This window comes from Candidatus Villigracilis vicinus, from assembly GCF_016702885.1.
GTDB lineage: Bacteria > Chloroflexota > Anaerolineae > Anaerolineales > Villigracilaceae > Villigracilis > Villigracilis vicinus.
Genome location: NZ_JADJDD010000003.1, coordinates 153,698 through 179,915, shown reverse-complemented (window position 1 = coordinate 179,915; position 26,218 = coordinate 153,698). Strand labels below are relative to the sequence as shown.

Genomic DNA, 26,218 nt, shown 5'->3' with positions numbered 1-26,218 from the left:
TAAAAATTACAAACCCGCCACTGCCAACCGACTGTATAATTCAAGTATCCATTCAACAGGAGTGCGTTTCCCCATGAAAAGTATTGTTGTCACTGGTGTTTCGACCGGCATTGGCAAAAATATCACAGAAGTATTCATTCAGCGCGGCTATCGAGTGTTCGGAAGTGTGCGCAAGCAAAAAGACGCTGATCAACTCCAGGCGGAGTTTGGCGAGGCGTTCATTCCGTTGTTATTCGATGTGACCGATAAAGCCGCTGTTCAGTCGGCGGCAAAACAAGTCCGCGAGATACTCAAAGGCGAGACATTGTTCGGGTTGGTCAATAATGCGGGCATTGCGGTCGCAGCCCCGATCCTCTACCTGGAGATCGAAGAGTTTCGTAAGCAGTTGGAGATCAATATCGTTGGACAGTTGATCGTCACGCAGGCATTTGCGCCATTACTCGGTGCAGATAAATCTTTGAAAGGTCAGCCCGGGCGCATCGTAAACATCGGATCGGTTTCGGGCAGGAACGGCAGCCCTTTCCTCGGAGCGTATGCCGCTTCCAAGCATGCATTAGAAGGCTTATCTGAATCCATGCGCCGCGAGTTGATGCTCTACAATATTGATGTCATCCTTGTAGCACCGGGTCCCATTGCCACACCGATATGGGACAAGGCTGAAGAGGAAGTGGACCCTGAAAAATATCGGCATACCGATTTTTACGAATCAGGCAAAAAATTTAGAGCATATTCGATCGCGAACGGCCGCAAGGGACTGCCGCCTGAAGCGGTCAGCAATGTGGTCTTCAAAGCGCTCACCGGCGCAAATCCGCGTGTACGTTATGCAGTTGACCCCAACCCATTCATGAGCTGGCTCATGTCGCTTCTGCCCAAACGACAGTTGGATGCCGTAATTGCAAAGGGTTTGGGATTTCGGAAATAAGTGCTTCGCCAACAATTGGTCAAAGGAGAAAATATGGCAACAGGACAAAGTCACAGAATTCCGCGCGGAAATGCAATGGTCACATACACGGAGTATAAATTGCAACCCAGTGATGCAGGTAAAGACTTGAAAAAAATCGCCCGTGAACGCCTGAACGATGAAAACCTTTACAAAGACATCCTCAGAATGCTCGAAGCGCCGAACGCACAAGGCAGACCTTGGTACGCTGAGATCGTGCAAAAAGACCGCATCGGCAGTGACTGGACCCTGCTTCTGCCGCCTGCAAAAGCCATTCCACCCCAGCCTGCTCCTTCGGACCTTGCCACCTTTAAGATCATCAGTAAAGCAAACGTACGTACTTCACCCAAACTAGACCCTGGCAACATCCATTTTGTTGGACCCATCGGCACGATCTATACTTACAAACGCAGTTCCATGATCACCGACGCCAACGGTATGGTTTGGGTGGATGTCACCCCATCGAACCTTCCGAGAAAAGCATCCGGGGCAACGTATTGGATGTGCGTCCGCGAAGGTTCCATTCATCATACAGATCCTTACATTTAAATTTATAGAATTAACATCCCGTAGGTCTGGCGCTGTCCATGCCTGCGGGACGTTCTATTTCCATCTCTTGCGGGGTTATAATTCTTGTGCAATCCTTTTATCATGGCAAAACCAGATTGACGTACAAAAAAAGAAGGAAGTGGCAATGAAAAAAATAACGTACCCGCTCATCCTATTCGTCCTCCTCAGCGCAATGCTGGCATCCTGCAGCTTGTTCGGCGCCTCCACAGCGGAAACGCAATCAGCCCTGCCTCTTCCTCAGGCAACCAATACCACCCCAACCGACAAGGTCACTGTCGAGCTTTCCTCTCAAGTTGATACCACCGTGCAATACAACGCGGTTGGACAGACCATGAAGTTCAAATTTATCGTCAAGATGATCAAAAACGACCTCGCCGACAATACTCCACCTAATCTGACTTTTATTGGGCTCACCCCCGTCTGTCCGGCGATTAATACCATCGGAAACTTGAACGACCGCTTCGACACTGGTGAGATCATCGAATGCACATTCGATTACATCCTCACCCAGGCAGATCTGGATAAGGGTTCGGTTTCTGCCAATGTATCTGCAACTGTGTATACGGTCAGTTCCAATCAGGTCACAACAACCGTCCCAACGATTCCATCTAAATTACTGAGCCTTACCCGGTCTGCAGAACCGACCACCTACAACACGGCGGGGCAAACAGTCACCTTTACCTATATCATCAAGAATAGTGGCGCAGCCCCCATTGGACCTGCTCAATTCACGATTGCAGATTCCGGCATTAATAACAATACGCCCTTTAACTGTGGCAATGCAGATGCTTCCATCGCCGTCGGCGCCACCCTGACCTGCACCAGCACCTATACCGTTACCTCAGCAGATATCAGCGCCGCCACCGTAACAACTAATGCTGTTGCTTCAGGTGGAGGTGCCAACTCCACGCAGCCTGTGCCTGTTACCCTTACAAAAGGCGCTGCGCCCACCACTGCCTCCGGAACGAGCGTTCAACACACAGTAATTGACGGGGAATGGCTCTGGCAGATCGCTCGCTGCTACGGAGCCGACCCTGCCAAAACGGTGGCAGCAAACCCGCAGTTGGCAAACCCGGCCCAAATCAAACCTGGAATCGTGGTTACCGTCCCCAATGTTGGCAGCAATGGAACGGTTCATGCCCCGCCACAGCCCTGTGTTACCAAGCATGTAGTTCAAAGCGGTGATACCTGGACAACCATAGCCACGAAATATGGTTCTGACCCTGGGCTTACCCAAATGGTCAATGCAAATACATTGACGGTCGGCAAGGAAGTCAAAGTTCCGCTATACACAGCCGGACTTAATCTACCCCTGTCTTCTTCCACTACACCCGTTACTCCGACAACGCCGACAACCGCTTCATTGACCCTGACAGCAACAACCAATCCTACAACATATAGTCAGGCAGGGCAGGTTATAACGATCAGTTACGTCATCAAGAACAGTGGCACTGCCTCATTGGGACCCGCTCAATTCACAGTGACAGATCCGCTTATCGGTGCAACTCCCATTAATTGTGGTCCTGCCAACACCACTCTGGCGGCGGGCACAACAGTTAATTGCACTTCAACGTACACCATCACTCCAACCGATCTGAACTCCGCTTCGGTTAGCACCAAACCCACTGCGGCGGGCGGCGGTGCAGCTCCTTCTACATCTGTGGATGTGACCATCCTCAAAAGCGTAAGTGCATTGACGGTCACCTCATCTCCCAGTCAGGCAACTTATAACCAAGCCGGACAAGTGATCACCTTTAACTACGTCGTCAAGAACAGTGGCACCACCCCATTGGGACCTGCTCAATTTATTGTGACCGACATTCTCATGGGACTTACCCCCATTAACTGCGGTGCTGCCGACACCACACTTGCCCCCAATGCCACCGTATCCTGCTCTGCCAATTACACAGTCACTCAGGCAGATCTTGGCGTGGCGTCCATCTCAAATAGCGCAACCGCCACTGGCGGCGGAGTGACTTCGCAGCCAGATAGCAAATCAGTCATCAAACAGTAACCCGCTTAACTTTCTACCAAAATCGCGAACGGAGTCCGTTCGCGATTTTGGTTTCCTCTTGCGACCATCAACTTCCCTACTCTACCTTGACAAATAGACAAACATCTATATAATAACCGTATGAAATTTGACCCCGTCCTTTTTGCCAAAGCCATTGCAGATGACACCCGCCAAAGAATCATGAGCGAGTGCTGCTGCTGCGAACTCTCGGTCAATGAGATCGTCGAGAAGATCGGCTTTTCGCAGCCCACTATCTCTCATCACCTCGCCATCCTGCGTGATGCCAATTTGGTAAATGTGCGCGAAGAAGGCAAGCAAACGTTCTACACCCTCAACCAGGAACACATCGCCGTTTGCTGTGGTCAGATCATGCTCAAGTTCGCCCCTGAATCGGTAACAACTGAAAATCTGTTGAAAACCTTCAAGGCATAATCGGGATGTGTCCACGGCCGTGACACGATCCCGTTTTTTGCAGTCAAATCTATAGACAAACTTCTATACGAAAGGAGCATCCCATGAACGAATTACCTGTCGTCACCAACGATTGCTGTGAAGAAGAATGTTGTGAAGGCGGCAACTGCCCCAGCGGTTGTTGCTAAGCTCGATCTCTGTTCGTCGTCAGATGAACAGAGCGAATTTATCGAAAAAATTTTAATCAAAAACATAGACAAACTTCTATATAAAACAAAGGAGACTCAAATGACTCAATCCCCCACCCCCATCCACGAAACCGTCCGCGAACACTATGCCGAGCGGATTAAGAGCAGCGCCTCTTGCTGCGGACCTTCAGACTGCTGCTCCACCGAAAGCAAACTCTACCCTGTAGACCTGCTTGCCACTCTTCCCTCCGATGTATCCAGCACCAGCTATGGCTGCGGCGACCCGATCACACTCGCTGCCCTGAAACCCGGCAAAACCGTCCTTGATCTTGGCTCCGGCGCAGGACTCGACTGTTTGTTGGCTGCCCAGAAAGTCGGTCCCGAAGGACGCGTGATCGGCGTGGATATGACTCCCGAAATGATCGAACGTGCCCAAGCCAACGCGAAACGCGTCAATGCAGCCAACGTCGAATTCCGCCAAGGCTATCTCGAAGACCTGCCCGTTGGCAGCAACACTGTCAACGTCATCATCTCCAACTGTGTAATCAACCTTTCGCCAGATAAAGCCAAAGTATTCACCGAAGCCTTCCGCGTGCTCGCGCCAGGTGGCAAACTCGCCGTCTCCGACATTGTCACCGATGGTCCGCTTCCTGAACCCGTCAAGCAAAGTTTGAGCGCATGGGCGGGTTGTGTTGCAGGCGCCGTCGAAGCCAAAGATTACATCGGCATGATGGAGGCGGTTGGCTTCACGGATATTTCGATCAAGCCTGTCTTCTTCGACAAGGAAACTGTCGACTCTGCCCTCGCAGACATGGAACTGGATGTGAACGAATATCCGCGCGAAGATATTTACAAAGCAGTCTATAGCGCAAAGATCACTGCCTACAAACCCGTATAATCTCATTTCCAATAAAACGGACGGAACCGAAAGGTTCCGTCCGTTTTATGTTTAATGTCATCTTGACAGTGCAAAGTTTCAGGAGTAAAAACAAACCGACTGGTCGGTTTGTTTTTACTTTATAGACAAATAGTCTTGAGGAAAAGAATGCAACAACGCAGTGAAGAAACCCGTTCAAATATTCTGGCTTCAGCAATCAAACTATTCTCCACCCGCGGCTTCGCCGCTGCCAGCGTGGACGATATTTGTGCAGACGCAGGCGTTAGTAAAGGTGCGTTCTATCATCACTTCAAGAGCAAACAAGACCTCTTCCTCGCCCTGCTCGATGGCTGGTTGCAAACCATCGACAACGCCATTGAAGCCTCAAAAGACAAAACCGTCCCTGAGACCTTCATGCAGATTACCGAGGCATTTCCCTATCTCTTCGCTACAGCAAATGAAGGCTTGCCCATGTTCCTTGAATTCTGGCTGCAAGCCAGCCGCGATGAAAAACTATGGCAGGCGGGCATCAAACCATACCGCCGGTATCACAAACATTTTGCTGCACTTATCAAAAAAGGCGTGGATGAAGGTTCGTTCGTTGAAGTGGATCCTGAATTGACCTCACGCATGATTATCTCAACAGCAATGGGCTTGCTTCTGCAAAGCTTGATGGACCCCAAAGGCGCAAAGTGGGAGAAGGTCGCACGTGACAGTACGAATATGTTGGTCAATAGTTTGTTAAAGAAATAGGAAATCGAAGAGTAATAAGTTGAACGTGTGAGCAACTATCAAAAAGAAAACCAAAAGAGGAAACCATGAAAATCGTAACAGACTGCGCGGCAGATATGTCAAATGAGGAATTGGAAAAGCTGGGGATCGTACAAGCCCCGCTATTTATTCAATTCCCGGAAGGCGAAGTAAACTCGGCGGATATTTCTGCCGATGAATTCTACAACCGTCTTGAGGCGATGCGTCCACAGATTCCAACAACGGCGCAACCATCCAGCGGCATCTTTGCGGAGTTGTATCGCAAGTTGGCACAAAGCGACAAGAACATCATGTCCGTGCATATTTCGTCAGGCTTGAGCGGCACGATCAACTCGGCGCGCGATGGCGGCGAACAAGTGAAGGGCGAAGCGAATGTCAATTTCTGGGATACGCTCACCCTTTCCGGTGGTGAGCGCTTTCAGGTGATGGCAGCAGCTCTGGCAGATAAAGCAGGCTGGGCAATGGACAAGATCAACGAACGCCTGACCAAGATCCGCGAGAAGACCGAAGTCATCTACACGCTCGACACGCTGGAATATCTCGCCCGCGGCGGACGCATCGGACGTGTGAAAGCGATGGCGGGTGCGCTGCTCAACCTAAAGCCCATCATCCGCGTGGATACGGATGGCAAGTACAGCACTGTAAAAAACGAACGCACACTAAACAAGTCCATGGCATCGATGGCAGATTTCCTGGCAGAAAAATATGGAACCACGCCCCTATGGGTCACCGTCCTGCACGGGCGTTTTGCGGAAAAAGCGGATCACCTCGCTGAAGAGTTCAAGCAAAAATTAAACGTCGCTAAGATCGAAGTACAGCGCATCTCGCCGGTGCTCGGGGTTCACACCGGCCCAGGTATTGTTGGCGCCGCAGTAGTGCCGATGGAATTGATGGGCGATCTGGTGTAAAGAAAAGAAAGAAGGGCTTGCGAGTTTCGCAAGCCCTTTCACTTTAGGCGGATGGGGTTTGTCTTGCCTTCGCGATCCGTTCGCCCAATGGCGGATGGGAATAAAACATGAAGACCACCCATTTCTCCGGGTCAACCTCGCCAAGGTTTTGATTCGCCAGCCGGGTAAAAGCGGAGGCAAACGCCTCGCGCTTGCCAGTTGATGAAAGGGCATAATCATCCGCCATTTCTTCGCGCCAGCGGGAGAGTGCGTTCTCAAGAGGCTGAGTCAATAAACCATAGGCGCCAAGAGTAAGAGATAGTGCGGGAAAAGCAGCCACATCTGCAACGGAGGTAAAGGAGAAAAAGGTTACAGCGTAATTTAATGCCAAAGAAGAAATAAACAAGCCCAAAGCGGTAAGAAGCGTACCAGAAACGATTAGGAAGGGAATATCCTTATGGATATGATGCCCCAGTTCGTGAGCAAGTACCGTCTCGATCTCATCCAGAGTAAATTCATTAATTAAGGTATCGCCGAGAATAATGCGGCGTGTATTACCGATACCAGTCAAAGCAGCGTTTGCAGCGTTGGTGCGCTTGGACATATCGAACTTGAAAACACCCTTAACCTGGGTGTTGGCACGCCTGGCTAAATCAAGCAGACGGTCTTGAAGTTCTTTATGTTCTTCACCAAGCGGCACATATTTATTAAAGAGTGGCATGATGAGCACCGGCGCAAGGTTGGAAAGAATGACGTTGAAAAGCAGCAACCCGCCCGCCACCCAAAGCCACCAGGCATCACCGGTAATGCGAAGCGCAAGATAGAAAAGCTCAAGCATGACAAGCCCAAGCGGTAAACCAATGGCAATTCCCTTGAGTTGATCAATAATCCAGTCTTTGAGCGACTGATTGGATTGCCCAAACCGATGCGGCAGGACGAACCCGCTATAGTAGCTGAGCGGCAGGTTGAGAACCGCATAAACACCTGCAAAAATAGCGATATAAAGGGGAACCAACAACCATTCGTTGCTTGAAATGGCGACCAGCCGCTCACGGATGGTGATACTCCATCCAAAAAATAACCAGGCAAGTGCATAAAGCGTACTAAAAACAGTATCTACGATCCAGAATCGACGGCGAATACGTGCATAATCTTTGGCTTGTTTCTGGCGTTCGGGGTCAAGAGTAGTTTGCATGGAAAAAATTATAGCATTTGACAGACTATAATCAAAGCAAGATCAAATACAAAACTGGAGCAAGTATTATGACAGCACTACACCCAAATCTATACGAACGGATCCGTCCATTGTTGCTTGGCATGGACTTTCATTTAATCGGACGTTCCATCCTCGCGCAAAAAACACCTGCGCAAATATTTGTAGACGACCATGAACACCCCTCTGCGTTGTTTGCTCAGGCAGGTCACCGGTACGTCCTGGCTGGCAACGCAGAAATAGACAGTTTCAACCGCGGGATCCAAAAACAATTCAGAGATGTGATCTTCCCAAAAATGCAGTCCGAAGGGCAGGAAGGTTTTGCGCTGTACTACGACACCCCAGCATGGGAGAAAAAAATAAGCGCTCTCCTTTCAGATAAAGAGATCATCCATGCCGACCGTGAATATTATGCCTGCAAAAAATTGAAACACAAATGGCAAGATATTATGCCCGAAGGCTTTCAACTAAAAATGGTGGATGCTGACCTTCTGGCTTCTCCAAACTTAAAGCATCTCGACACGCTCAAAGAGGAAATGACTTCAGAACGCCCTAGCGTGGAAGATTTTCTCGCCAAAAGTTTCGGTATGTGCGCGATTCATGAAGGCGAACTTGCAGGTTGGTGTCTCTCCGAATACAACACACATGGACGTTGCGAGATCGGCATAGAAACCATCAGCGACCACCGTCAACTCGGCATTGGCACCGCACTCACTCTCGCTTTTCTTGAGCACGCTTTCTCTCATGGCATACAGGAAGTTGGTTGGCATTGTTTCAAAAGAAACGAAGCTTCTGCAAAGACAGCGCTCAAGGCGGGCTTCGACAAGATCAAAGATTACAAATCATTCATTGTGCTGCTTAAGGACTAGCAATGCAATTCACGATGCCCCCCTATCTAAACGAGGAGGATTACTGGCGAATGCGTCAGTTCCTACGTGAAGTTATGCTGGCAAACAACCTGCACCAACATAGCTGGCATGTTGCCCGTCTTGATTATTGGTGGTGGTTTATCCAGCCAGATCTGAAAGAATAAAACATGAAGATGTAATGCACTTCTGGGAAACAGAAACTGGGGAAATTGCCGCCGTACTCAAGATGCGGCAAATGGATTGTATTTCTCAGTTTTCGGGGCAGAGCACGATCTGTTTTAACCTTGGGAAAAATTGGAATAAAAAAAAGAGGTGGCTGCGTAAAATGCAGCCACCTCTTCGATTCGCTTTCAGCTTGTGTCTGCTTCTGTTTAAGAAGCTCCGGCCTGCTCTGCAGCCAACAATGCAATGACATCCTCAGCCTTCATTATTTGTCCATACGAACGCAATGCCGCCAAAAACGATTTGTGAACATGGTCAGCAGGAATGAGCGTGCCATTAAATTCGAGATCTCGAGTCGCGCAGGCATCTTCGGCAACAATGACCTTGAAGCCAAAATCTGCGGCAGCGCGGGCGGTGGCGTCCACACACATGTGCGTCATCATGCCGGTGATGACGACCCGCTCCACATCCCAACCTTTGAGCATTTCCAATAAATTCGTTTCACGAAAGGAGTTGGGGTAATGTTTATATACGATAGGCTCGCCTTCAAAGTGAGCGGTGACGTCGTGAATATCAGACCCGCTCGTACCTCTTACAAAGAACGGCGCATCAGGTCTCAAAGCAATGTGCTGGATATGAATATGACGACCGCCATGTTCCCGGAAGCATTGCAATAGCTCATACGCTTTCTGTCCGGCTTCAAGCGGGTTGACCAATTCCATCTTCCCGCCGGGAAAATAGTCTTTTTGGATATCAATTACGAGTAAGGCAGTTTTCATTCGTTATCCTTTAGTCTAATTCAAAGTTTTTAGCAGATCTTCGGCTTGCCGTTTCAAATGAAGTTTATCAGTGCTCGATTGCACTTTCTCAAGATCGGTTCTGGCATTTTCCTTTTCGGACATTCCCAAATACGCCTTACCCCGCCCGAGGTAGAGACGTGCTTCGCGTGAGTTAACGTCCAACGCGCGCGAGAAAAAAGTTGCGGCAGAAGAAAACTCCCGGTTGACGAGACAGGCTTCGGCAAGTCCCTGAAGCGCAAGCGGGTTACGGGGATTTTTATCCAACACGCGACCATAAAAATCCTGAGCCCAGTGCAGGTTATCCTCGTAGATCATCAAGTTCACATCCACCATCACCAGTGCCTCTTCAGGTGAAATACCCACAGCCACATCCTGATCTTCGTGCGCCGCTTTAAGGTCGCCTAGTTTGTAATGCGCCAGCGAACGGATGATATAAAACAACGGCATGCGTGCCTGCAAGGCAATAGCTTTATTAAAGCCCGCAAGTGCAGGTTGCAACTCACCGCGCTCCATCATCAAAGAGGCGTGGTCAAAATAAGGAACTGCCCAGTTGGGGTTCATTGCCTGTGTCTGGTCAAATATTTCCAAGGCAGTATCATATTTTTTATCAAGCATATGGATCTCGCCGCGCAGTTCCAAGGCAAAAAGTTGACCCGGGTCCAACCGCAGGGCACGTTCCACATCGGCAAGCGCACGCTCTCGCTGCCCGATGGAAAGATAACAACCCGCACGCGCCAGATAATTATTAACATCTTCCGGAGATTTTTCAATATCTGCCGTATACAACTGGGCGGCACGTTCAAAATCACCACGAAGATAATAATAGCCTGCCCGTTTGAAAAGATAAGTGATCGCAAGATTAACGTTCTTCAACATTCCATGATTTAAACTGCTGATGGAAATCGCGATCAGAACGCAGAACCCAAGCAGAATATAGTCGCGCATTGCAATAGCAAGGACAACCAATGCACCCAGCAGCGGAAGCCCCACCGCCAGCGTGATCCGGTCGGCATTAACCCTGCCAAACAACCACTCCATGGTGGCATGTAAAATATTTCCGCCATCCAAAGGGTAAACGGGGATCAAGTTGAAAACGACAAGGATCAAATTCACAATGGCAAGCGAAAAGAAAATCTCTTGAAAGGTTTGCAGCCAAATATACGTTTGCGGGTTTTCTGAAAGCGGCAGGAATAACACCGCCATGATGATGTACAGCATCACACACAGGAACGCCAGTAACATGTTCATCAACGGACCAGCAGCGTAGATAAAAAAATTATGGGCGGGTTTTTCGGGTTTATAGGCAAGGTTGGTTAACCCACCCAACAACCAGACCACCACACTCTTTACTTCCACGCCTACCGCTTGCGCAGTGACCGCGTGTCCAATTTCATGGAGAAGGATAAATAACGTGAGTCCAACCACCCACATCAATGCTTCGACCGCGCCTCGCAGATCTACAGGCTTGAAAAGATAATACGCAATCGGGATGCTAAACAACATTGAAAAATGGAAGCGGATATCCACTCCGCGCCAGTGGACAAGCGACCAGGACAAGCCGAAGAATTTCATGAATTAAATCCCCGCTTCAATTTCACGGGATCTGAGTTTGTTTCTCATTATGAAATGAATACTCACTGCTACTTCCGCCCAAAATCGGCGGGGTTCTCGCCCCATATATTAGTGTCCCATTTAATGATCTTGCCTTCCGGGAGTTCATTTTCTGCCAGCCAATTTTCGGCGCTGCGAATGATGGCAAAAAGAATTGCATTTTTCGGGGTATGCTGCAATTTCGTCCGGCATTGACCGGTGTTGACCCATGCGATCGCATTCTCAGAATCAGAATAAATGGGAATATGGATATTGTGTTTTTCCTGCCAGGTCAGTGCATGGACGATCGCCAGGAATTCTCCAACATTGTTGGTCCCATCGGCATAGGGTCCGGCATGAAATATCTGCTCACCCGTTTCGGTATTAACACCGCGATATTCCAACGTACCAGGTGCGCCGCTGCAAGCGGCATCCACACAGATTGAAGGCAGCAAGGGCTTGATGCTTGCCTCACGCCATTTACCGCTGGTGGCAACTCTGCCAATGTAATCTTCATAGTTTGCGAGATAGGCAGCATCCGCCTCGGATTCACTCGCAAACGCCTTAAATTGCGCACCGACAAAGCCTTTCACCTGTTTCTCGCACTCCGCCCAGGTGGTGAAAATGCCTGTCTTGCGTCCCTTCCAAACGACGTAATATTTTTGGCTCGCCATGCGTCAATTTTACATCAAATCACACTTCGAATTTCTGGCTTGACAAACCGCATCAATCACGTACAATACGCGCTCAATGAAAACCAATCCAAATCATTGCTCCTGTCTTTGGCGGGGTTCGTGACCACCGCCTGAGAAAATATCCTCCCAAACAAGCAGTCAACCCTCAAGGCAGTGGAACGACTCCCGCGTGAAAAGATGTCCGCGCAGGATGGTTCGCTGTCCTTTTGTTTGGTTGACTGTTTTTTATTACGATCTTTACAGCAAAAATAACTATTAAGAGAAAAGGAAACCTTAACCATGTCTTACACCCACCCCGAATACCTCGTTGAAACTTCCTGGGTCGCAGAACACCTGAACGATCCCAACATTCGCATCATCGAATCGGATGAAGACCCGCTTTTGTACGCTATCGGCCATATTCCCGGTGCCGCCCAGGTGGATTGGTTCACAACTTTGCAACACCCCCTGCGTCGCGATTTTGTCACAAAGGAGCAGTTCGAAGGCGTGGCATCCAAATTGGGTATCACAAATGACACGATGGTCATTTTCTATGGCGACAAATCCAATTGGTTTGCCTGCTATGCGCTCTGGTTATTCCAGTACTATGGGCACCAGAACGTGAAGATCATGAACGGCGGACGCATCAAATGGGAACAGGAAAAGCGCGCACTTGTGAAGGACGTCCCTGTTTTCAAGGAGACGATCTATAAAGCAAAAGAAGCCGATAGATCCATCCGCGCCTTCCGTGAAGATGTTTTCAAACAGATCGACGCCAAGAAACCCATGGTGGATGTCCGCTCGCCGAAGGAATACTCCGGTGAAATGCTGCACATGCCTAACTACCCGCAAGAAGGCGCCACCCGCGGCGGACATATTCCCGGCGCAGTCAGTATTCCGTGGGCACAGGCTGTTAATGAAGCTGACGCCACATTCAAAACAGCTGAAGAACTCAAAGCGCTTTACGAAGGCAAGAACATAAAAAACGACGGCGAGATCATTGCCTATTGCCGCATCGGCGAACGCTCCTCCCTGACCTGGTTCGTGTTGAAGTACCTGCTGGGCTACCCCACCGTCAAGAACTATGATGGTTCCTGGACCGAATGGGGTAATTTGGTGGATGCACCGATCGAAAAATAAACCCAATCGCAGGGGCGGAATGACACCGCCCCTGCAAAATGAATTATGACCCTACCCAATAAACTTCAAGAGATCGTGGATGACATCGCGAGCATGAGCCGCGAAGAAAAACTGGAAACCCTGATCGCCTACGCAGAGTCCATGCCGGATCTGCCAGTGCGCTTTCAGGAAGAACGTTCCAAAATGGAGGCGGTACCGGAGTGTATGACACCGGTCTTCATCATCGCCGAAAAAGATGACAACAGCGGCATCATTTTCCACCTTGATATCCCCAAACAATCGCCCACTGTACGCGGGCTGGCGTCCATTCTCACCAATGGACTGAATGGCTGTTCGCTGGAGGAGATCATTTCAGTACCCGCTGATTTTTACCTCCCCATGAACTTGCAGGAGGCTGTTTCACAGCAGCGCATCAACGGTTTTATGGGCGTATTAGCACATATGAAACAGGTGGCGGTAAAAGTATCGTCAGAATAAACAGAATAAACAAAAAAGACAGCCTCAAACGAAGCTGTCTTTTTTGTTATATTTTATCCTTCGATCCAACCTTGTTCTTCTACCGCCATAAAAATATCAGTAGCGGAGATCAAACCGATCAACGAACCATGCTCATCTGCGATCGGCAAGTGACGGATCTTTCGCTCCTGCATCACACGCGAACATTCCGCCAGCGTCCACTCAGCGCGCCCGGTGACGATCGGTCCGGACATGATTTCGCGCACCGTCGTTTCGGCAGGGTTGCGCCCCGCAACAACGATCTTGTCACGGATATCGGTGGTGGTCACAATTCCATATGCCGGGTTCTTTTCACTGACATCCACCACCACACTGTGAATGTTCCGACGGCGCATCAGCGTCATGGCATGCGATACGCTCGAATCCGGGTCAACGACAACGACAGGGCTAGACATCCAATCACGAACTAGGTTATTCATAAGGCTCTCTCCTTTATAAGGATTTTATAGCATTGATGTAACCGTAAAGTTACTCACAGAGTAACGCAATGCCTGGGGCAAGAATGTAGAGTCAGCGCAGAAAGAGGCGCTTCATGGAATGATCGGGAACCACGTCGCGCCGCCGTCTGTCGTTTTGTAAAGAGAAAGATCGCTCGACGAGTCAGATGTAACAAGCCAGCCGGTTTGAGAGTTTACAAAACTCATATCGATGACCGTATCACCAAATTTCATATCCGGCGTGACCTGCTCAATGGTCATCCCCGCATCTTTCGTGACGTAGAACTGTCCGGCGGTATAGAAGATCATTTCACTCGCTGAAGGCGTTTCAAGAAGACCATAGCCATCAAATGTGATCGGCAATTGCGACCAGGTGGTGCCACCATCATGCGTAGCATACACAATGATCTGCGGAGTCTCAGCCGCGACCCGAATGGCAAGTAATCCGTCTGTTGTTGAAGTGAAACGAATGCCATACACGCTCAGCTCACTATCCTTGGAACCTTCAGGGAGGACCAGGTTAATATTGAACCAAGTCTTACCACCATCGTCACTGCGATATAGATAAGTTTCACCGGAGGCGTACACTACCCCGCCCACCCATGCAGTTTCGAGGTCGAGCGGCAGAATGATATTCTTAATACCGCCCAATGGAAGGGTATCTGCTGCACCTTCGAGATTAGGATCATTGGTGTAAACCCGCTGCCATGTGGCGCCACCATCGCCCGTCTTAAAGACAGAGACCGCCATCGAGCCTGCGCCAACACCAAGGTCTGCCAATACCCAACCATTTTGTTCATCAATAAAATGGATCGCACCACCACTAAACGGCGTGGTGAAAGATTCCCAGGTATTGCCGCCATCCGAAGTGCGGTATAGCTTTCCACCATTCGGGTATTTGTTCATGTCCGGAAATTGGATCCAAGCATGGTTGGCATCAAAGAAATCTGGGTAAACGAGATATCCGGCATCGGCGAGTTTGGCTGGGGTGACATCGTACCAGGTCACGCCGCCGTCATTGGTACGGACGATATTCTCTTCCGTAACCCCCCATCCAAAGACCTCATCCAACATTTCGATATTGAGGATACCCGGCGCTTCGATCAATGGGGCGTTAATTTCCACAGGCAGAGGCGTTTCCTGCGGTGCAACCGCTGACTGCGAGGCAGCCTGAGCCTCTTCAAGCGTTGCCGTAGGCTGAAGAAGCTCAGCCGTATCGGTTGCCGGCAACGCGGGCGCGCAGGCACTTATACTCAAAACAAGAAAGAGGAGGAAAGGGATAAGACGTTTCATAATTCTCCTTTGGCTACCCAAAGACTTCACTAAAAGAAGAAGGGATCGCCAAACTATTTAACCAAGATATTCGATAACTGTCGCTTCACCCTGCCCCACACCCACACAGAGAGTTGCCACGCCGTATTTGACGTTGCCGCGATTCTTCATCTCATGCACCAGTGTGGTGACAAGACGAGCCCCGGAACAACCAAGCGGATGCCCAATGGCGATCGCACCGCCGTTTACGTTGACCAATTTAGGGTCGATTCCCAGGTCTTCGATCACAGCCAGAGATTGCACAGCAAAGGCTTCGTTCAGTTCCATCAGACCGATATCTTGCATTTTCAACCCGGCACGTTCGAGTGCTTTCTTTGTGGCAGGCACAGGTCCGATCCCCATAATGCGCGGAGGAACGCCCGCCGAAGCAGAAGTCACAATGCGGGCAAGCGGCTTGAGGTTGAGAGTCTTTGCTTTTTCTTCACTCATGATCAACAGCGCTGATGCACCATCATTTAATCCAGACGAATTTCCAGCAGTGACGGTTCCCCCATCGCGGAAAGCGGCTTTGAGTTTAGCAAGGCTCTCTACCGTCGTGTCGCGGCGCGGACGTTCGTCCGTGTCTACCACTTTCGGGTCACCTTTTTTCTGAGGAATAGTAACAGGCACGATCTCCTGTTTGAAGCGTCCCGAGTCAATGGCAGCAATTGCCTTAGAGTGGCTATGCGCAGAGAACTCATCCTGCTTTTCGCGTGTAATGTGCGGACGTTCAGCGGCAATGTTCTCTGCCGTCTCACCCATCGAGTCGGTTCCGTGCATGGCTTTCATTTTGGGATTTGGATAACGCCACCCCAGTGCAGTGTCATATGCTGTGAGATTCCCGAAGGAAAAGCCCACCCTCGGCTTTGGGAAGCGAGTATGGTGCGCGGCTCATGGATTCGACTCCACCGGCAATGTACACATCCCCTTCCCCGGCTTTGATGGCACGTGACGCCATGTTAACGGCATTCAAGCCCGAAGCACACAAGCGGTTAACAGTAACACCGCCCACTTCCACGGGCAGACCCGCCAGTAATGCTGCCATGCGCGCCACATTGCGGTTGTCTTCACCAGCTTGATTGGCGCACCCCATGAACACTTCTTCGATCTGCGCCGGGTCTATTTGATTTCGTTCGAGAATGGATTTAATCACATGCGCCGCCATATCATCGGGGCGCACAGATGAAAGAATGCCACCCAACGCGCCGATCGGCGTACGGATGGCATCAACAATTACAGGTGTGGACATTCGTCCCTCCAGAGTTTGAATTCATACATTGATTCTAACACTAGAGAGAGCGGTTATCGTTAACCTGTAGGCTGGTTCGCGGCAATTAGTGCCAGCAGGTATTCATTGAACTTTTTAGAATTTCCCCTCAGACCTTTGAAAAATTCATGGTCGATCTTCTCGACCACCTCAATAGCTTGAATTGCCAATTTACGCCCCTGCGCCGTAATGGACAATGCTTTTGCTCTTGTATCCGTCGGGTGCGGCTTGCGCAGGATCAAGCCTTTTTCCTCCAATGTACGCAACACATTGGAGGTCATCATCACATCCATTTTGGCATGGGAGGCAAGGTCTATTTGCGTAAGGGGTTTCTCGCCGCCCGCAAGCCAGGTCATGGAAGCGAGCAAAACGAACTGCGCGTGCGTCAGGTCAAATGGCTTCAGCCCCGCATTGATCTGTCTCTGCCACATGCTGGAAACCTGCCAAAGCGAAAAACCCGGGCTTTCATCCGCATTATCAAATTGAAAAACGTCATCAGGCATTTATTTTCTCCGGCAGCATTTGGCTTGCGATCAAGTCAAAATCCACCTTGGGGATTTCGAAGAACCCGAAGCGAAACATATAGCCCCAACTCGTCTTATCCTTGATGAATGTAAGAGCGGGGATCAACGGCTGGATGGGAACTTCAATACATTCTTTGTATTTTACATCACGGCGATAGGGAACAAATCCACCGCCCATATCGAATTGATAAACGGTTTCACCCGTCACTTCACCGATGGCGGTAAATGCCTGCAACTTCTCATTGCCTTCAAACTCAACCTTCGGCGAATAATACACAATGCCATCCCCTACTCGCATTCTCTTAAGCGGAGCAGCCTTGCCGTGATTGGCTTGCGCAATTCCCCAGCGCACACCGTTCATCACGTGATTCTTTGAGACAACGATCAACCAATAGCGCGGCTCGCTCATTTGGACTCCTTCGCGAGGTTGACCAGTCTGCCAATTGTCTCGGGCAAATCTCTGGCGGTATCTTTGCCGATCACCTGCGCGAACAGAAAACTCAGCGGACCTGAAATCGTCACGCGATGAGTCACATGCAAGCCATCTTTCTCTTCTTTCAGTTCGTGAGCAAATTCCATTTTCGCCAGCGGCAAACTGGTCACATCCACAAAGCGGTTCAACGGCTGGCAGTCAACAATCACAGCCTTTGCTTCGGGTCCGCCCACGGGCTTGAGCGTGTATTTCGTGCCCGCTTTGAATTCACCTTCAATGCGACACCACTCCACACCCTTATCCCATTTTGACCAATTCTCCACATCTGCCCAAACCTTCCAAACAGACTCTTTGGAAGCGTCCGTCACGATCGTATGTTCAGTTGTCCACATATTTTCTCTCCTTGATTTATATATATACGTTTATTATATATGTGTATATCATTTTGTCAAGGATGAAAATTGATCTTCATCTTCTATTCTTGATTCTCAAGCCGTTGCCAAAAAGCTGCCATTTGTTCCAATTCCTTTTCGCTGTAATGGCTGAGAAAGTTTTCTCTCACAAAAGCGACATGCGCCTTGACTGCTTTTTGAAATCTCGCAGCGCCTTCGTCAGTCAGCACAGCATATGCGCCGCGGCGATCTTCGGGCGCTTCTTCGCGTGTCACCAAGCCTGCCTTTTCCAGCCGCTCCACCAACCTGCTTACTCCGCTGCGCGTGAGAACGCTCTCAGCAGCCAAATCTTGGATCCGCACCCGATGATTCTCATTCCACGAAAGCCGCAGCAGAATCTCAAACTCAACATGCGTAATGTGGGAATGTGATTGTAAATCCTCTTCGATCATGCGGTTCATACGTCCGTAAACGCCCAGAAACCCGCCCCAGGCATTCTGTTCGATTTCTGTAAATCCGTCTCCCATGAAAATCTCCTTTTGCTCTTGACAAATGCGTGCTCACGCACATATAATAGGAATTACGTGATTAGTCACACAAATTTTATCACAAACTCAAGGAGAGACAAAATGGAAAACCTGAAAGAAATCGTAGCCCCCTTTTACAATGAATGCCTGACCGTCAACGCGGAAACAAATGTCGCAGAGAGAATGGGTCAAATTCTGGCGGACAGCTTCCAGTCGAAGGGTTCGACCGATGTCAAAGGCAAGGAACAACTCATCGGACAGATCCAGTTCTTCTGGAAATTAATCCCCGATCTGAAATGGGAAATCCAGGAAATGATTCAGGAAGGCAATCAGGTGGTTGTCCGCAGCTTTGCTTCTGGCACGCCGAACGGAAATTTCATGGGCGTGCAAACCGATGGAACCAAATCCTTCAAGACCATGACGATTGACATTCATACCGTTGAGAATGGTCAAGTGGTGGAAGTTCACCATTTGGAAGATTGGGCAACTGCCATCAAGCAACTTTCGGCAAATTAATTTTTATTCAACAGTCAACTATCGATCAAGGAAGAACACATATTATGAGTAACTCGGCAAAACTAATTCCGCAATGGATACGAATTCTGGCAGGCGTTCTCGGCTTATTTGCATTGGGCATTGGCATTGGCGGATATTTCAAGCCCGACATGGTTGTCCACGGGTTCGCATTTGACTCTGTTGCCAACCAAACCATGGGCATGATGTTTACTGGCAGAAACGCAGCCCTCGGTGTGGCATTGATCCTTGTCGCCATTGGCGGCGTCCCTGAGTCGTTTGCGGTGACCTTCATCATCCGCTTCCTGATCGAACTGCAAGACCTGATCACCAACTTCGTCACAGGCGGACTTTTGAACGAGAAAATCTTTGTTGCAGTTTTGCTTGTGATCGAAGGCTACGTCATCAGCCGTTTGTTTAAGATCATTGGAGAAAAGCACGCCGCTGAAAAAGCGGGGTAACCCCTCCCCTGCTTGAGCAGATCGTTTGTCAATCCAAAGAAGACCTTAAGTCTGTAAAAACAGACTTAAGGTTTATCTTATATTCAACTCCAGTCTGTAGGAATATATAAGGATTTTTTTATGCAGAATACCAGTAAAAAATTCAGCCTCACTCAATTTAAACTCTTTCTCGACATCCTTGTGCTCATTCTCTTCGTTGCCATCAATATCCCTGGCACAACGGGCATTCCCAATCACGAGTGGATCAGTTTCATCTTCGCCCTGCCTTTCCTGATTCATCTCACCCTCAACTGGAAATGGATCGTCAGCGTTTTCTCGCGGCTCTTCCAAAAACTGCCAGGTGAAACGCGCTTCAACCAGATATGGGATTCGGTTCTTTTTCTGTTGATGATCTTCGTCTCATTCTCTGGCGCGGTGCTCTCCGAAAGTGTTCTACCCGCGCTCGGCATTCACCTTGAAATTGACCCCTTCTGGCGCACGCTGCACACAGGCATGGCAAACCTGCTCATGCTCATGTTCGGCGTCCACCTCACCATGCACTGGAAGTGGATCGTCTCCAACTTCCGCCGCTATGTTTTGCAAGCGAGTTAATCATGAACTTCATTAAAGAATACATCCTCCCCGCGCTGGCGATCTTGCTCGTTGCCGCCATCCTCATGTTTGGATATCAATTCCTCGCGGACGCTTCATGGGCAGAAGGGATTCGCGCAAGCGCCGCCTCAACCCCGCCCGAAGTGGGACCAGCCCCGACGAACATCATCCTCATCGGCTTGCCGTTTGCCATTACCTCTGCCGTGTTGAAGCGGACACAGAAACAGAAATAAAAGGAATTCCTAATGTCTGATACATCCACCTGCCGCCAGGAACCTGGCGTCTTCATCCCAGTGATTGACCGAAACAAATGCGAAGGCAAAGCGGACTGTGTCCCCGCCTGCCCGTATTCCATTTTCAAAGTGGATACGCTTCCAACCGACCTGAGAACGGGTCTGACTTTCATCGGCAGACTCAAAGGGACAGCGCATGGCTGGCAGCAGGCGCTGCTCGTCCAGCCTGAACAATGCCGTGCCTGCGGGCTGTGCGTCAAAGCCTGCCCCGAACACGCAATTACATTGGCAAAAAAATAATTAACCACGAAGTACACGAAGTGTCGCAAAGGTCTTCCTTTGTGCCCCTTTGTGACACTTCGTGGTAGAAAAGGAATTTCCCATGACCAAAACCCGCCTCGAAGCATTTAGCGATGGCATGTTCGCCATCATCCTGACCATTCTCGTACTCGAACTACACGTCCCTGAATTGGAAAATAGTTCCTTTGCCGCATTCAGCGCAAGCATGATTCAACTCGCGCCAAAGTTCTTCGCCTTCCTGTTCAGTTTCTTCATCATCGCCATTTTTTGGGTGAACCACCATCACATCATCCACCAGATCAAAAAAGTGGATACAAAACTGCTGTGGCTCAATATCGGACTGCTGTTCTTCTCCAGCCTGTTCCCTTTCATCACCGCCTTCATCGGTGACTATATGATGAATCCGTTTGTGGTTGCGCTGTATCCGCTCAACATGGCGCTCTCTTCGCTGATGATTAACGCGCTATGGAAACACGCTTTTGTGGACAGCGATCTTGCGTCCAGCACTTTAACTGCTGAAGAAAAACAAGCTCGTCTTAAACGAGACAGGATGGCATTGCTCATTAATCTCGGCTCGGCGGCGCTGGCGTTTGTGTGGGTTCCCATCACGTTGACCATCATGGTGGTCATGCCGTTCGCGTTCGTGGTTCCTGAGTTTTTAGCAAATAAAACGGAAGAAGAATGAAAGATGAAAGATAAAGTTGTACTGATTACTGGCGCGACCAGCGGAATTGGAAAGCAAACCGCGTTGGCGCTTGCCAAAATGGGTGCGCGGGTTGTCATCACAGGGCGCAGCCAATCCAGCGGAGAATCTGCCGTGGCTGAGATTAAAGCAGCAAGCGGCAATGCAAATGTGGACCTGCTGACTGGCGATCTGTCAGCGCAGGCAAATGTCCATGCTTTAGCCGAGCAGTTCAAGGCGCGGCATGACCGGCTCGATGTCCTTATTAATAATGCGGGCTTGGCGGCATCCGAAAGAAAATTAACCGAGGACGGAATCGAATCCAATTTTGCGGTAAATGTGGTTACGCCATATCTGCTCACCCACCTGCTGATGGATTCGTTGAAGAAGAGTCCGTCGCCGCGGGTGGTCACGCTCATGGGCGGCGATGTGCCCACAAAACTTGAAATGGATAATTTGCAATCGGAAAAATCGTTCGACGGGTTGAATACCTATTCCCAAACCAAACTGGCGATGATGGTATTGATGTATGAATTCGCGCAACGCGAAAAAGATATGACCATTAATGTCTGCTACCCTGGGCAAGCCAGCACGAACATGACCCGCAGCGTGACGCCCGAAATGCTGCCGCGTGCCATGCGCTGGATGTTCCCCGTTTTCAAGTTGATGGTGCGCGAAGATGGCGGTAAATCTGCGGCGAAGGCTTCGCGTTCGTCGATCTATCTTGCCTCTTCACCCGAAGTCGAAGGTGTGACGGGAAAATATTTCGATACGAATTGCAAAGAAGCGGCATGGTCGCCCGCGGTGATGGAGGCGGACGTCCGCTCAGCATTATGGAAGCTTGTTGAACAAACCATATTCTAATTAGTGAGCTAAATAAAAAAAATAGAGTCGCGCTCGCGACTCTATTTTTTTATTGGAATAATTCTGCTAATGGCAATCTCACACCATCCACATAAGCATAGATGACAACGCCCAGCACCGCCAGATGAAACAAAATACCAATCCAATAAAAGAACGGACGGGTATCACGTCGGATCGATCTTAGCCAACGTAAAGGAATCTCACCCGACTTCAACTCCCATGCGACGAAACCGCCGAAAATTACGATAATTAAAATCATCGTATCCAAACCAAGCAACCACTCTTTAAAATTCTCCATCAGATCACCTCTAATTTTTTACGAATTATACCGACCGTAAACTCTTAGGATACCGATTACATCTCACCCACAGGTCCTATTTCTACAACTGAAAAGCAATGACCTTTGTACGCCTCGGCTAGTGACGCTTGGCACTACTCTCCCTCTTCCGAAAACGACATAATTAGGATGGTGGAGAAATTCACCCAAGTTTGTCATACTTACAAAACCTAAAGGAGATCCAATGGCAGCAAAAGGCTGGATCGAAGTTAGTGATACGTATTGTAAAGGCTGTGAACTTTGCATTAGTGCATGTCCGCAAAATGTGATGGAACTCAATATGGAGCACCTCACTCCCAAGGGCTACCACCCCGCGCACACGTTCAAGGACGGTTGCACGGGGTGTGCTATTTGTGCAGTGGTTTGCCCGGATGCGGCAATCACCGTGTACCGTGAAGTGACCAAAGCCGCGCCAGTTGCGGCGTAAATGTGCATTTGTAGGGGCAGGTTTACCCCGCCCTTACTCAATCATGGAGAAACGAATGCCAAAAGAATTATGGAAAGGCAACGAAGCCATCGCAGAAGCCGCCGTGCGTGCGGGGTTGGGAGCCTATTTCGGTTACCCCATCACCCCACAAACGGAAGTGCTGGAATACCTCTCGCGCCGCATGCCCGAGCTTGGACGTGCTTTCGTACAGGCAGAATCTGAATTAGGCGCCATCAACATGGTCTATGGCGCGGCATGCACAGGCGTGCGCGTCATGTCCTCATCCTCTTCGCCCGGCATGAGCTTAATGATGGAAGGTATTTCCTACATCGCCGGAACCGAGATCCCCGCGGTTTTAGTGAACGTCATGCGTGGCGGACCGGGCTTGGGCAATATCGCCCCGGCTCAAAGCGACTACAACCAGGCAGTCCGCGGCGGTGGGCATGGCGATTATCCGCGCATTGTGCTGGCACCTGCCTCCGTGCAGGAAGCCATTGACCTGACTGCGCTCTCCTTCGACCTCGCCGAAAAATATCGCATGATCACGCTCATCATCCTCGACGGCACAACCGGTCAGATGATGGAACCCGCTGAAATGCCTGCCATGCAGGAAATGAAAAACAAAAACTTTGAATGGGCAACCAACGGTGCAATGAACCGCGAGCGCCGCGTGCTTTCGTCCATTTATCTCAATCCGCTTGATGAAGAAAAGACCAACCTGCGCATGCTCACCCACTGGCGCGATGTGCAAGCCAACGAAGTGCGCTACAAAGAATATTTCCTCGACGATGCCAAGTATGTTGTCGTCGGCTTCGGCACGGCTGGGCGTGTTGCGCTTTCGGCTGTCCGCGAGGCGCGCGCACAAGGCATCAAGGTCGGGCTTTTAAGACCGATTACCGTCAGCCCGTTTCCGTATGCAGCGCTGGAACAGCTCATCCCGCAGGCTGAGGCGTTCCTCGTCACAGAGATGAACATGGGGCAAATGCTCGACGATGTGCTGCTGACCGTGCGCGGGCGAGTCCCGGTCGAATTTTATGGACGCCCCGGCGGCGTGGTTCCCTTCCATGATGAAATTCTGGATGAAATTCACCGCATCGCTGCTGGACCTGTAACTGTTCAGACCGACCCAAGAGAATCCTGGCTGACAAGGATGACTGCGTAATGACTACTCCGAATAATCTCGTTTACGAAAGACCTGAAGCCTTTACCGATATGCCCACCCACTATTGCCCAGGCTGCACTCATGGCGTGGCGCATAGACTGGTGGCAGAAGTGCTTGAAGAAATGGACTTGATCCATAAGACCATCGGCGTGGCACCAGTGGGATGCTCGGTATTCGCATATAACTATTTCGCGACCGATTTCGTTGAAGCACCGCACGGACGCGCGCCCGCAATGGCAACCGGCGTAAAACGTGTATTACCTGATCGCGTGGTATTCACCTACCAAGGCGATGGCGACCTCGCCTCCATCGGGATGAGCGAGATCGTCCATGCGGCTGCCCGCGGCGAGAATATCACCGTCATCTTTATCAACAATGCCAATTTCGGCATGACCGGCGGCCAGATGGCTCCCACCACGTTGCCCGGCATGAAGACATCCTCTTCGGTAAATGGGCGCGATGTGGAAACACAAGGCTACCCCATCAAGGTTTCTGAGATGCTCTCCACACTCGACGGCGTTGGCTATTGTGTGCGCCGAGCTCTGCACGACCCGAAGAATATCCGTCTCGCGAAGAAAGCCATCCGCACTGCGTTTGAAGCTCAAGTACGCGGACTCGGCTTTTCGATGGTGGAATTGCTCTCCACCTGCCCAACGAACTGGGGCATGACACCCGTCAATTCGTTGAAGTTCGTGGAAGAGCATATGATCCCCGCTTATCCGCTGGGTGATTACAAGATCAGTGACGCGATCAAGCAGATAAAAGTATAGCGATACTCGATAATTCGATATTCGACCATCGAGTATCGAATTTCGAATATCGAAGGAGCGAAGCGACTTATGCAAAAAGAAATCATCATCGCAGGCTTTGGTGGACAGGGCGTTTTGTTCGGCGGGCAGGTGCTTGCCTATGCCGCCATGGACAATAACTTGGACGTGACCTGGATCCCCTCATACGGTCCCGAAATGCGCGGTGGCACAGCGAACTGCACAGTGGTCATTGCGGATCATGAGATTGGTTCACCGCTGGTCAAAAATCCACCGCTGGCAATCGCCTTGAATTTACCTTCCTTCGACAAGTACGAATCCACACTGGCAAGCGGTGGCACGCTCATCGTCAACAAATCCATGGTGGATCACAATCAACGGCGTGACGACATCCATGTCATTTTCGTACCATGCAATGAAATCGCCGAAGAGATCGGCGACCGCAAATTGGTCAACATGGTGGCGATCGGTGCGCTGCTCACCGCCCTGCCAGAAGTGAAGGTAGAGGATGTTGAGAAAGCGCTTGAGGGTCATTTACCCGCACGGCATAAACATCTATTGCCAAAGAATTTCGAGGCATTGAAACAAGGGTATGAATACGCACAGAAAGAGTGGGATAAGGTCCCGGCATAAAAAGAAAGTGGGGGCAGTAATAAGCCCGTCCTCCTGAGCAGATGGAGGCGGGCTTATTTTTATCCTATCGATCAAGCTCAAGCTTCCAGAGGAACATCGGCTGTTTTGGAATTCATAAAAAAGTAAACCAGCTGAAGCAAGACCAACATGATAAGCGCCGCGGGCGGATAGATCAACGCCACTCCAACCGCCACAGCGTACAATACCATACCGTACACGCCTGTTTGCATATATTCTCTTTTTCGCTCCGCAAGGCTGGTGCTTTCCCCAGCAAGATTTGAGCGCACCAATGCATAATGCCACATCATCGAAAAAGCGACACCAGCAAGAAAAAGATTCAAGGCGTACATTGCCACAACAAAACGGTCGGTGGGATAGTCTCCAACAAAGCCCGTGGTAAAAGGGACAACGCTCAAAAAGAATAGCAACAGATTGTTATGCCAGAGCAGCCGCCAGGTGGCATGTTTTATTCGGTGAAAAAAATTATGATGGTTAACCCAGAATATGGCAACTGTGAAAAAGCTAAAAGCAAAGCCAATGAGTTTTGGGACAAGCGGAGCCATAACAGCAAGAAAACCTGCAAACGTATGCTCTTCAAATTCCGGGATCTTGATCTCAAGCACCAGCAGGGTGACGATGATGGCAATCACACCGTCGCTAAAGGCTTCGATACGGTTGGTGGAGGGTAATTTCATTGGCGCATCCTTATATAGGATTAAATTCAAAGGACACCTC

Annotated in this window: 33 protein-coding genes and 1 pseudogene; 21 read left to right on the top strand and 13 right to left on the bottom strand. The window is 49.9% G+C overall.

Annotation, left to right across the window (positions count from 1 at the left end):
- Positions 1 to 73 precede the first annotated feature (73 nt).
- The 7 genes from IPG80_RS04335 (at position 74) to IPG80_RS04305 (ending at position 6,679) form a co-directional block, all read left to right on the top strand.
- The gene (locus tag IPG80_RS04335) at positions 74 to 922 is read left to right on the top strand and encodes an SDR family oxidoreductase (protein ID WP_345103098.1); all 849 of its coding nucleotides are present in this window, start codon (positions 74 to 76) and stop codon (positions 920 to 922) included.
- 33 nt (positions 923 to 955) lie between these two features.
- Complete coding sequence (locus IPG80_RS04330; protein WP_345103096.1) at positions 956 to 1,489, top strand: hypothetical protein; 534 nt, start codon at positions 956 to 958, stop codon at positions 1,487 to 1,489.
- Between the two features lie 145 nt (positions 1,490 to 1,634).
- The gene (locus IPG80_RS04325) at positions 1,635 to 3,524 is read left to right on the top strand and encodes a LysM peptidoglycan-binding domain-containing protein (protein WP_345103094.1); all 1,890 of its coding nucleotides are present in this window, start codon (positions 1,635 to 1,637) and stop codon (positions 3,522 to 3,524) included.
- Positions 3,525 to 3,644: 120 nt separating this feature from the next.
- The gene (locus IPG80_RS04320; RefSeq protein ID WP_345103092.1) at positions 3,645 to 3,956 is read left to right on the top strand and encodes a metalloregulator ArsR/SmtB family transcription factor; all 312 of its coding nucleotides are present in this window, start codon (positions 3,645 to 3,647) and stop codon (positions 3,954 to 3,956) included.
- Positions 3,957 to 4,223: 267 nt separating this feature from the next.
- Complete coding sequence (arsM, locus tag IPG80_RS04315; RefSeq protein ID WP_345103090.1) at positions 4,224 to 5,021, top strand: arsenite methyltransferase; 798 nt, start codon at positions 4,224 to 4,226, stop codon at positions 5,019 to 5,021.
- A gap of 147 nt (positions 5,022 to 5,168) precedes the next feature.
- Positions 5,169 to 5,753: a TetR/AcrR family transcriptional regulator gene (locus IPG80_RS04310; RefSeq protein ID WP_345103088.1), complete on the top strand. Its 585-nt coding sequence runs from the start codon at positions 5,169 to 5,171 to the stop codon at positions 5,751 to 5,753.
- A 65-nt stretch (positions 5,754 to 5,818) separates the two neighbouring features.
- Positions 5,819 to 6,679 (top strand): DegV family protein, encoded by an 861-nt coding sequence (locus IPG80_RS04305; RefSeq protein WP_345103086.1) that lies wholly within the window; start codon positions 5,819 to 5,821, stop codon positions 6,677 to 6,679.
- Positions 6,680 to 6,722: 43 nt separating this feature from the next.
- Here IPG80_RS04305 and IPG80_RS04300 read toward each other — a convergent pair whose 3' ends face one another.
- Positions 6,723 to 7,853, bottom strand: a complete 1,131-nt coding sequence (locus IPG80_RS04300; RefSeq protein ID WP_345103084.1) for a M48 family metallopeptidase — start codon at positions 7,851 to 7,853, stop codon at positions 6,723 to 6,725.
- Positions 7,854 to 7,921: 68 nt separating this feature from the next.
- On the opposite strand from IPG80_RS04300, the gene IPG80_RS04295 reads away from it, so the two are divergent.
- Entirely contained in the window at positions 7,922 to 8,740 is an 819-nt protein-coding gene (locus IPG80_RS04295; protein WP_345103082.1) for a GNAT family N-acetyltransferase, read from the top strand.
- 371 nt (positions 8,741 to 9,111) lie between these two features.
- Here IPG80_RS04295 and IPG80_RS04290 read toward each other — a convergent pair whose 3' ends face one another.
- From IPG80_RS04290 to IPG80_RS04280, 3 genes are all read right to left on the bottom strand, one after another.
- A complete protein-coding gene (locus tag IPG80_RS04290; protein WP_345103080.1) occupies positions 9,112 to 9,681 on the bottom strand; it encodes a cysteine hydrolase family protein in 570 nt (189 codons plus the stop codon).
- 15 nt (positions 9,682 to 9,696) lie between these two features.
- On the bottom strand, positions 9,697 to 11,274 hold the full coding sequence (locus IPG80_RS04285) for a site-2 protease family protein (protein ID WP_345103078.1): 1,578 nt from the start codon (positions 11,272 to 11,274) through the stop codon (positions 9,697 to 9,699).
- Positions 11,275 to 11,342: 68 nt separating this feature from the next.
- Positions 11,343 to 11,966: a ribonuclease H family protein gene (locus IPG80_RS04280; RefSeq protein ID WP_345103076.1), complete on the bottom strand. Its 624-nt coding sequence runs from the start codon at positions 11,964 to 11,966 to the stop codon at positions 11,343 to 11,345.
- Between the two features lie 300 nt (positions 11,967 to 12,266).
- Here IPG80_RS04280 and IPG80_RS04275 point away from each other — a divergent pair, with 300 nt between their 5' ends.
- A complete protein-coding gene (locus tag IPG80_RS04275) occupies positions 12,267 to 13,106 on the top strand; it encodes a sulfurtransferase (RefSeq protein ID WP_345103074.1) in 840 nt (279 codons plus the stop codon).
- A gap of 45 nt (positions 13,107 to 13,151) precedes the next feature.
- Positions 13,152 to 13,583 carry a SufE family protein gene (locus tag IPG80_RS04270; protein WP_345103072.1) on the top strand — a complete coding sequence of 144 codons (432 nt, stop codon included), beginning with the start codon at positions 13,152 to 13,154 and terminating at the stop codon, positions 13,581 to 13,583.
- A gap of 53 nt (positions 13,584 to 13,636) precedes the next feature.
- On the opposite strand, the gene IPG80_RS04265 is transcribed toward IPG80_RS04270, so the two are convergent.
- From IPG80_RS04265 to IPG80_RS04235, 7 genes and pseudogenes are all read right to left on the bottom strand, one after another.
- On the bottom strand, positions 13,637 to 14,041 hold the full coding sequence (locus IPG80_RS04265; protein ID WP_345103071.1) for a CBS domain-containing protein: 405 nt from the start codon (positions 14,039 to 14,041) through the stop codon (positions 13,637 to 13,639).
- 111 nt (positions 14,042 to 14,152) lie between these two features.
- Positions 14,153 to 15,352 carry a hypothetical protein gene (locus tag IPG80_RS04260; protein WP_345103069.1) on the bottom strand — a complete coding sequence of 400 codons (1,200 nt, stop codon included), beginning with the start codon at positions 15,350 to 15,352 and terminating at the stop codon, positions 14,153 to 14,155.
- A gap of 57 nt (positions 15,353 to 15,409) precedes the next feature.
- A pseudogene (locus IPG80_RS04255) lies at positions 15,410 to 16,619 on the bottom strand (acetyl-CoA C-acyltransferase).
- Between the two features lie 59 nt (positions 16,620 to 16,678).
- Positions 16,679 to 17,140: a MarR family transcriptional regulator gene (locus tag IPG80_RS04250; RefSeq protein WP_345103067.1), complete on the bottom strand. Its 462-nt coding sequence runs from the start codon at positions 17,138 to 17,140 to the stop codon at positions 16,679 to 16,681.
- Entirely contained in the window at positions 17,133 to 17,570 is a 438-nt protein-coding gene (locus tag IPG80_RS04245; RefSeq protein WP_345103065.1) for an EVE domain-containing protein, read from the bottom strand. Before IPG80_RS04245 ends, IPG80_RS04250 begins: the two co-directional genes overlap by 8 nt.
- Positions 17,567 to 17,986 (bottom strand): SRPBCC family protein, encoded by a 420-nt coding sequence (locus IPG80_RS04240; RefSeq protein ID WP_345103063.1) that lies wholly within the window; start codon positions 17,984 to 17,986, stop codon positions 17,567 to 17,569. The genes IPG80_RS04245 and IPG80_RS04240 overlap by 4 nt, the downstream gene beginning before the upstream one ends.
- Before the next feature lie 83 nt (positions 17,987 to 18,069).
- A complete protein-coding gene (locus IPG80_RS04235; protein ID WP_345103061.1) occupies positions 18,070 to 18,513 on the bottom strand; it encodes a MarR family transcriptional regulator in 444 nt (147 codons plus the stop codon).
- A gap of 102 nt (positions 18,514 to 18,615) precedes the next feature.
- Here IPG80_RS04235 and IPG80_RS04230 point away from each other — a divergent pair, with 102 nt between their 5' ends.
- The 7 genes from IPG80_RS04230 to IPG80_RS04200 all read left to right on the top strand — a co-directional run bounded on the left by IPG80_RS04230 (position 18,616) and on the right by IPG80_RS04200 (position 22,157).
- Entirely contained in the window at positions 18,616 to 19,029 is a 414-nt protein-coding gene (locus IPG80_RS04230; RefSeq protein WP_345103059.1) for an ester cyclase, read from the top strand.
- 44 nt (positions 19,030 to 19,073) lie between these two features.
- The gene (locus IPG80_RS04225) at positions 19,074 to 19,487 is read left to right on the top strand and encodes a hypothetical protein (protein ID WP_345103057.1); all 414 of its coding nucleotides are present in this window, start codon (positions 19,074 to 19,076) and stop codon (positions 19,485 to 19,487) included.
- A 120-nt stretch (positions 19,488 to 19,607) separates the two neighbouring features.
- Positions 19,608 to 20,078 carry a DUF4405 domain-containing protein gene (locus IPG80_RS04220; protein ID WP_345103055.1) on the top strand — a complete coding sequence of 157 codons (471 nt, stop codon included), beginning with the start codon at positions 19,608 to 19,610 and terminating at the stop codon, positions 20,076 to 20,078.
- Between the two features lie 2 nt (positions 20,079 to 20,080).
- Complete coding sequence (locus IPG80_RS04215; protein ID WP_345103053.1) at positions 20,081 to 20,311, top strand: hypothetical protein; 231 nt, start codon at positions 20,081 to 20,083, stop codon at positions 20,309 to 20,311.
- Between the two features lie 12 nt (positions 20,312 to 20,323).
- The gene (locus IPG80_RS04210) at positions 20,324 to 20,611 is read left to right on the top strand and encodes a ferredoxin family protein (protein WP_345103051.1); all 288 of its coding nucleotides are present in this window, start codon (positions 20,324 to 20,326) and stop codon (positions 20,609 to 20,611) included.
- Positions 20,612 to 20,693: 82 nt separating this feature from the next.
- Positions 20,694 to 21,296 (top strand): TMEM175 family protein, encoded by a 603-nt coding sequence (locus tag IPG80_RS04205; RefSeq protein WP_345103049.1) that lies wholly within the window; start codon positions 20,694 to 20,696, stop codon positions 21,294 to 21,296.
- 3 nt (positions 21,297 to 21,299) lie between these two features.
- Positions 21,300 to 22,157 carry an SDR family oxidoreductase gene (locus IPG80_RS04200; RefSeq protein WP_345103047.1) on the top strand — a complete coding sequence of 286 codons (858 nt, stop codon included), beginning with the start codon at positions 21,300 to 21,302 and terminating at the stop codon, positions 22,155 to 22,157.
- Between the two features lie 49 nt (positions 22,158 to 22,206).
- On the opposite strand, the gene IPG80_RS04195 is transcribed toward IPG80_RS04200, so the two are convergent.
- The gene (locus IPG80_RS04195) at positions 22,207 to 22,455 is read right to left on the bottom strand and encodes a hypothetical protein (RefSeq protein ID WP_345103045.1); all 249 of its coding nucleotides are present in this window, start codon (positions 22,453 to 22,455) and stop codon (positions 22,207 to 22,209) included.
- Between the two features lie 223 nt (positions 22,456 to 22,678).
- Between IPG80_RS04195 and IPG80_RS04190 the strand changes: the two genes are divergently transcribed.
- The 4 genes from IPG80_RS04190 (at position 22,679) to IPG80_RS04175 (ending at position 25,483) form a co-directional block, all read left to right on the top strand.
- Entirely contained in the window at positions 22,679 to 22,921 is a 243-nt protein-coding gene (locus IPG80_RS04190; RefSeq protein WP_345103043.1) for a 4Fe-4S dicluster domain-containing protein, read from the top strand.
- Between the two features lie 55 nt (positions 22,922 to 22,976).
- Positions 22,977 to 24,083 carry a 3-methyl-2-oxobutanoate dehydrogenase subunit VorB gene (gene vorB / locus IPG80_RS04185; protein ID WP_345103041.1) on the top strand — a complete coding sequence of 369 codons (1,107 nt, stop codon included), beginning with the start codon at positions 22,977 to 22,979 and terminating at the stop codon, positions 24,081 to 24,083.
- Positions 24,083 to 24,853 carry a thiamine pyrophosphate-dependent enzyme gene (locus tag IPG80_RS04180; RefSeq protein WP_345103039.1) on the top strand — a complete coding sequence of 257 codons (771 nt, stop codon included), beginning with the start codon at positions 24,083 to 24,085 and terminating at the stop codon, positions 24,851 to 24,853. Before vorB ends, IPG80_RS04180 begins: the two co-directional genes overlap by 1 nt.
- Positions 24,854 to 24,922: 69 nt before the next feature.
- A complete protein-coding gene (locus IPG80_RS04175) occupies positions 24,923 to 25,483 on the top strand; it encodes a 2-oxoacid:acceptor oxidoreductase family protein (RefSeq protein ID WP_345103037.1) in 561 nt (186 codons plus the stop codon).
- Between the two features lie 77 nt (positions 25,484 to 25,560).
- On the opposite strand, the gene IPG80_RS04170 is transcribed toward IPG80_RS04175, so the two are convergent.
- Positions 25,561 to 26,178 carry a TMEM175 family protein gene (locus IPG80_RS04170; protein ID WP_345103035.1) on the bottom strand — a complete coding sequence of 206 codons (618 nt, stop codon included), beginning with the start codon at positions 26,176 to 26,178 and terminating at the stop codon, positions 25,561 to 25,563.
- Positions 26,179 to 26,218: the final 40 nt, after the last annotated feature.